This window comes from Agarivorans sp. (assembly GCF_050295395.1).
Lineage (GTDB): Bacteria > Pseudomonadota > Gammaproteobacteria > Enterobacterales > Celerinatantimonadaceae > Agarivorans.
Map to the genome: position 1 here is coordinate 1 of NZ_JBNKPP010000193.1, position 6,406 is coordinate 6,406.

Annotated in this window: 7 protein-coding genes; 3 read left to right on the forward strand and 4 right to left on the reverse strand. The window is 49.5% G+C overall.

The window, feature by feature from the left end:
• The 4 genes from ACQY6Q_RS11350 to ACQY6Q_RS11365 form a co-directional block, all read right to left on the reverse strand.
• On the reverse strand, positions 1 to 2,065 hold a 2,065-nt coding region (locus tag ACQY6Q_RS11350), incomplete at its 3' end, for an efflux RND transporter permease subunit (RefSeq protein WP_427981497.1).
• 3 nt (positions 2,066 to 2,068) lie between these two features.
• Positions 2,069 to 3,082, reverse strand: coding sequence for an efflux RND transporter periplasmic adaptor subunit (locus tag ACQY6Q_RS11355; RefSeq protein WP_427981500.1), 1,014 nt, complete (start codon positions 3,080 to 3,082; stop codon positions 2,069 to 2,071).
• A 52-nt stretch (positions 3,083 to 3,134) separates the two neighbouring features.
• Entirely contained in the window at positions 3,135 to 4,826 is a 1,692-nt protein-coding gene (locus ACQY6Q_RS11360; protein WP_427981502.1) for an FAD-dependent oxidoreductase, read from the reverse strand.
• Between the two features lie 89 nt (positions 4,827 to 4,915).
• The gene (locus tag ACQY6Q_RS11365; RefSeq protein WP_055733105.1) at positions 4,916 to 5,101 is read right to left on the reverse strand and encodes a YgaP family membrane protein; all 186 of its coding nucleotides are present in this window, start codon (positions 5,099 to 5,101) and stop codon (positions 4,916 to 4,918) included.
• A 141-nt stretch (positions 5,102 to 5,242) separates the two neighbouring features.
• On the opposite strand from ACQY6Q_RS11365, the gene ACQY6Q_RS11370 reads away from it, so the two are divergent.
• The 3 genes from ACQY6Q_RS11370 to ACQY6Q_RS11380 form a co-directional block, all read left to right on the forward strand.
• A complete protein-coding gene (locus ACQY6Q_RS11370) occupies positions 5,243 to 5,539 on the forward strand; it encodes an ArsR/SmtB family transcription factor (protein WP_055733104.1) in 297 nt (98 codons plus the stop codon).
• Between the two features lie 54 nt (positions 5,540 to 5,593).
• The gene (locus ACQY6Q_RS11375; protein WP_427981507.1) at positions 5,594 to 6,022 is read left to right on the forward strand and encodes a YeeE/YedE family protein; all 429 of its coding nucleotides are present in this window, start codon (positions 5,594 to 5,596) and stop codon (positions 6,020 to 6,022) included.
• Positions 6,015 to 6,406, forward strand: a 392-nt coding sequence (locus ACQY6Q_RS11380) for a DUF6691 family protein (RefSeq protein ID WP_427981509.1), incomplete at its 3' end; no start/stop codon positions are given. The genes ACQY6Q_RS11375 and ACQY6Q_RS11380, both read left to right, overlap by 8 nt.

Consider the following 6,406-nt stretch of genomic DNA (forward strand, 5'->3'; position numbering starts at 1 on the left):
CTGGTGGCCCCGGCGGGACTTCTACCACTTTAATGTTGGCTTGGTAGTTCGCGCCAATCGCTTGTAAGCCTTGGCGAACCGAGCTGGCAATGCTGTGGCTATCGCGCTCGCGCTCACTCTTGTTCACTAGATTAACTTGAATATCGCCCAGCTCTTGGCTGCTACGCATGAAGTAGTGGCGAACCAAGCCGTTGAAGTTTATCGGTGCAGTGGTGCCGGCATAAAGCTGTAAGTCGGCCACTTCGGGCACTTGCATTAAGTAGTCACTTAGCTCAAACAACAGCCGCTGGTTTTGCTCTAGGCTGCGTCCTTCGGGCAAGTCCACCATTACCTGAAATTCAGATTTGTTATCAAAGGGCAGCATCTTCATCACCACCCAAGTGTTGATCGGTAGTGCCACGGCTCCGGCAATCATCAGTAATACTGCCAGCCAAAGTAGCGAGCGATTACGCCGCCCTTGTTTGGCCTGCAAAAAGGGGCCAATCAATTTTTGGAATAGGTCATGCAAGCGGCCAGAGTGAATGTCTTGCGGCTGATGATGAGGGTTGGGTTTAAGCAGCTTGGCGCTTAACCAAGGTGACAAAATAAAGGCTACCGACAGGGAAATTAGCATGCCTAGGCTAGCGTTAATCGGGATAGGGCTCATATAGGGGCCCATTAAGCCCGAGACAAAGGCCATGGGCAGCAAGGCGGCAATTACCGTGAAGGTGGCCAAAATGGTGGGGCCGCCCACTTCGTCTACAGCTGCGGGTATCAGCCCTGCCAGTTTGGCTTTGGTGCTGGCGCCGCTTAAGCCCATGTGGCGGTGAATGTTCTCCACCACCACAATGGCATCGTCTACCAGAATACCGATGGAGAAGATCAGCGCAAACAGCGACACGCGGTTAAGGGTAAAGCCCCAAGCCCACGAGCTAAATAGGGTAATCGCCAAAGTAATCACAATCGCAATGCCCACCACTAGGGCTTCTCGCCAGCCCATGGTAAGCAGCACCAATAGCACTACTGCAATGGTGGCAAATACCAGTTTCCCGATTAGGGTGTTGGCTTTATCAGCCGCTGTGCTGCCGTAGTTACGGCTAAGTTGGTAATGAACCTGCGGCGGCAGTAATACATTTTCTAGTTGGCTAATCCGTTGTTCGATACGCTGCGCCAGTTCTACGGCATTTTCACCGGCCTGTTTGGCGATGGCGATAGTTACCGAAGGAAAGGTGCCTTGCTGGTTAACCAGCCAAACGTTTTGGCTAGGCAATTCGGGGCCAAGGGTGATCTCGGCAACATCGGCTAAAAACACCGCTTGTTGCTGATGACTGCCCACCACCAAGTTTTCTAGTTCTTTAACGCTGCTTAAAAACTGCCCGCTTTGAACCTTAATGACTTGATTATCTTGGACTAAGTCAGCCAGTTGAGATTGGTAGTTATTGGCTTGTAGTTGTTGAGCAATCTGTTTGAATTCAACGCCGTAGGCATTTAGCTTGAGCGGATCTAAACGCAGCGAGGCCACCATAGGCTGCTCGCCTAGGGTATAAACATCTTTAGTGCCGGGCAGCCGCTTTAACTCGGTTTCTAGGCTATGGGCAATTTGGGTAAGCTCATAGGGGCTGAGTTGTTGGCTTTCATCCCATAGCGACAGGCTAACAATCGGCACATCGTCAATGGCGCGTGGTTTAATTAAGGGCTGGCCTACTCCTGCTGCGCTGGGCAGGCGATCGAGGTTGGCGTACAGCTGGTTGTACAGGCTAACGATGGCGTCGTTACGGGCTACTCCCACTTCAAATACTACGATGATCATCGCGCCATTGGGCTGCGAAAATGAGTACAGTGTATCGATGCCATTGAGTTCGGAAATCAGTTTTTCCGCAGGCAGGGTGACTAAGTTCTCTACCTCTTTGGGGCTGGCGCCGGGAAAGGGAATGTAAACGTCAGCAAAGGTGACATCAATTTGTGGTTCTTCTTCTTTGGGGGTAATAATCACCGAGAAGATCCCCAGCAATAGACCCACTAAAGCTAACAAGGGGGTGATGGGGGAATGTAAAAAGCGCTCGCCTATGCGTCCTGCAATACCCATGGCTTACTCCTTGTTTAGTAGGGTTTGGTAGGCCGACAATGCGATCTCATCGCCTTCTTCTAAGCCAGCAAGCACTTGTATTTGCTCGTCTTGCACCTTACCTAAACGCACTTGACTGAGTTGATAACCCTGCTCTGTTTTGCGGTAGACTGCGCTTAGTTCATTGCGCTGTACCACGGCCGAATGAGGGATCCAAATTTGTTGGCGTTGCCCATAGCTGAAACTTAATTTGGCCCAAGTGCCGGGATAGAGCTGGTAGGCTTGATTGGGCAAGTTAAGGCGAATTTTAAAGGAATGCGACTGTGGGTCGGCATGGCTAAATAGGGTGTAGTCTTGGGATTGTAGCACTTGGCCGTTTTGCTCAAGGCTAAATAGCGTATCGCTGTTGATCATCGCCAAGTAGCGCTGTGGAATATTCGCCACCGCGCGCATGTTTTCTAGGGAGTAACCAGAGTAGAGCGCTTGGCCAACATTGATGGTTTCGCCACGATGAATGTGGCGCTGTGTGACCACACCGGAAAAGGGCGCTTTAACCACGGTGTAGTCTAGGGTTTCTTTGGCCTGAATGAGGCTGGCTTTGGCGGCATTAACCGCACTGGCGGCCGCTTTGGCATCGGCTTCGGCTTGGTCAAGTTGGCCTTTGGAGATGGCCCCTTGAGGATACAGTTTAGCGAGCCGTTGCCAATGGCGTTGCGCCTCAATATTTTTTGCCGTAGCTTGGTTGAGCTGGGCTTCGGCTGCGGCATAAGCAGCAGATTGTTGGGTTCGGGTAATTTCGAGGATTACCGCGTCTTTTTCGACAAAGTCGTTCACGTCGTAATAAAGGTTAAGCACTCGGCCAGAGGTTTGAGCGGCTAGGGTGGCGGCATCAACAGCTTCGATGACGGCATCTAGTTCTACGGTAATGGGACGAGTTTGGGCACTCACGGTTATGCTCTGTTCGGCATTGCTTTGTGCCTGTAATGGGTTGGCCGCTAACATTAGCAGCGCGGTTAATGTAATCAGCAGACCTTGCATTTATTCCCCTCCTGATGAAGCAGCGCTAGGTTTAGCGCTGCTGCTATGATGCTTAATGGCTGGCTTGATAAGCTAACCAGGTTTTGTAACCTCCGGTTAGGTTTTTCGCCTTAAAGCCATGGTTGACCAACTGACGATAAGCCACGTTACCGCGTAAGCCCACCATGCAGTAAATTAAGATCTCCTTGTCTTTAGGTAGCTCGTTAATTCGCTCACGGAGTTGGTCTACCGGAATATTTACCGCGCCGGGAATGGCACCGAGTTTTTCTAGCTCACCGGGGTTGCGCACATCCAAAATGAGCTGCTGCTCGCTGGCTTGGTTAATTTCGTCACTGTGACACAGGCGAGTATTGCCAGAAATGCTGTTGGCTGCGACAAAACCGGCTTGGTTAATGACATCTTTAGCGCTACCAAATGGTGGTGCGTAGGTGAGCTCTAGGTGCTGTAAGTCAAATACACTCATGCCGGCACGTTGCGCTACCGCTAATACGTCGATACGTTTATCGATGCCATCTTTACCAGTGGCTTGAGCACCATAAATGACTCCAGTTTCTGGGTGGAATAACAATTTTAAAGTGACCGGATGAGCACCCGGGTAGTAGCTGGCATGGCTGGCCGCGTGTACATACACTTTGTCGTAGTCTAAGCCTTTACGTTGTAAGGTTTTTTCATTTAAACCAGTAGAGGCCACCGCGACATCGAAAATCTTACAAATGGCGGTGCCTTGGCTGCGTTGGTATTGCTCGTTCGCGCCAAAGATGTTGTTTGCCGCCATGCGGCCTTGGCGGTTAGCCGGCCCCGCTAAGGGGATTAAGGCGGCGTCACCGGTAACAAACTCTGGGTCTTCAATGGCATCGCCCACGGCATAAATCGCTGGATCAGAAGTTTGTAGCTTAGCGTTCACCTTAATACCGCCCAGTTCACCTAGCTCCAAACCGGCTAACTTGGCAAGGGTGGTTTCGGGTTTTACCCCAATCGCCATGATCAGCAATTCGGTTTCTAGCACTTCGCCATTGCTTAAACGTAATTGCAGTATTTCGCTGTCTTCGTTAGCGAGTTCTTCTTTGGTTTCTTCGCCGGCGGGGGCAAATACCGCTTCTAAGGCTACGCCTAGACGTAAATCTACCCCGTGATGGCGTAGCTCTTGGTGTAAGGGGCTGGCCATTTCTGGGTCTACCGGTGCCATAATTTGCGGAGCCAGTTCTACCAAACTGGTATTAATACCGCGTTGGATTAAGGCTTCGGCCATTTCAATACCAATAAAACCACCACCCACTACGGTGGCATGTTTCGGTTGTTTGTGGTTGATGCTGGCAATGATTTTGTCCATATCTGGCACATTACGCAGCGAGAAGGTACGGGCGTTTTGAATACCAGGAATGGGCGGCACAATAGGTGCTGCGCCGGGGCTAAGCACCAAGGCGTCGTAGCTTTCTTGGTAATCTTGTTGGTTGATTAGGTCACGAATGGTGACGGTTTTTTGTTGGCGGTCGATGCTTAATACTTCATGCTGCACCCGCACATCAACATTAAAACGTGCCTTAAAGCTTTCCGGGGTCTGTAATAGCAAGGCGTCACGTTGCTCGATGTCGCCACCGATATGATAGGGAAGACCACAGTTTGCAAAGGAAATAAACGGCCCTCGTTCTAACATGATGATTTCAGCATCTTCGCTTAAACGACGAGCTCTAGCAGCAGCTGATGCGCCCCCGGCAACACCACCCACAATAACAATCTTACGCATAACTATCTCCACAAAATTTAAACTATAGTCTTGTCTATCAACTGACTAGAAAATAAGTATCTAGTCAGTTGATTAATATCAAATAATCTCTACTTAAAGCCGAGTCGCTTAAAGATCATTGCCGCAGGGCAAAATCCGGTGAGCGAGCTTTGCATCAGGTTGGCGCCTACAAATACCGTAAACCAAACAAAGTTAGGATGAACCCAATGAGTAAGAGCAATGGACAGCAACACCATGGCACCAGCAAACAGACGTACTACATTTTCCAAAGACATAATCGTTCTCCTTTTTAGTTTACCTTACTCTATATTAGAAAGTTCTAATTCGCAAGCATCTAATTTAAAAATGTCTAAATTAGCTTTGACTAATTTTATTGGTTTTGTATAATCGCTAGCAATGATTAGTAAGGGGGATGTATGCAGGACATATTAGCAATGCGTGAAAACGCGCAGTTAGTCAGTGATTTGCTAAAAACCATTGCGCATCCTGACCGTTTAGTGGTGCTATGTTTGCTTAGCGACGGTGAAATGGGCGTAACAGAATTGCGCCACCATAGCCAAAATAGCCAGTCGGCTTTTTCTCAGCACTTAAAGGTGCTGCGTGAGAGCCATTTGGTAAAAGTGCGCAAAGAAGCCCAAAACGTGTATTACTCCTTGGCCGAACCTCGGATAAAACGTTTGCTAGATAGTTTGCAGCAGCAATTCTGCTCCTAGCCTCCCCCGAACACTCAACAGCTTTGGTTTTACTTTTTATATTTGGAGTGTGTTATGCATAACTTTACCCCATGGAGCGCCCTGTTGGGGGGCATGCTTTTGGGCTTGTCTGCGTCTTTATTACTGCTATTAAGTGGCAGAACAGCCGGCATTAGCGGTGTACTGGGTGGCATTTTTGGCTCTAGCAAACAAGAGTGGCCTTGGCGTGTGGCCTTTATTGCGGCTATGGCGCTGAGTGTTTTACTCACTCAACCGATGGGCATTGCCGTGCCGGTGATCCCTGATTACTCCTTATCTTGGGTAGCAATGGCCGGTTTAGCGGTGGGTGTTGGTACGCAATTGGCTAATGGCTGTACCAGTGGTCACGGTATTTGTGGCATCGGCCGTTTTTCGCCGCGCTCTATTGTCGCAACTGGGGTATTTATGCTGACCGCCATTTTAGTGGTGGGTGCGTCAAACTACTTGGGGGCGGCGCATGTATAAGGTGATTGTAGGTATTATTACTGGTCTATTATTTGGCTTGGGCATGAACATTTCGCAAATGGTTGACCCAAACAAAGTGATTAATTTTCTCGACCTAGCCGGTAACTGGGACGCCAGCCTAGCCTTTGTGATTGGCGGTGCGCTATTGGTATTTATCCCCTTCTATCACTTCATTATTAAGCCGCGTAGCTGCGCACTAAATGGTGATGAATACCGCTGTGTCTCTAGCAAACAGGCGATTACCAAACGCTTGATCATTGGTTCGGTGATCTTCGGCATCGGCTGGGGCATGGTGGGTATTTGCCCAGGGCCAGCTGTGGCTAGTCTATTACGTGGTGATGTGGTGATTTACTGGTTCTTCGCCAGCATGTTACTAGGCCATTA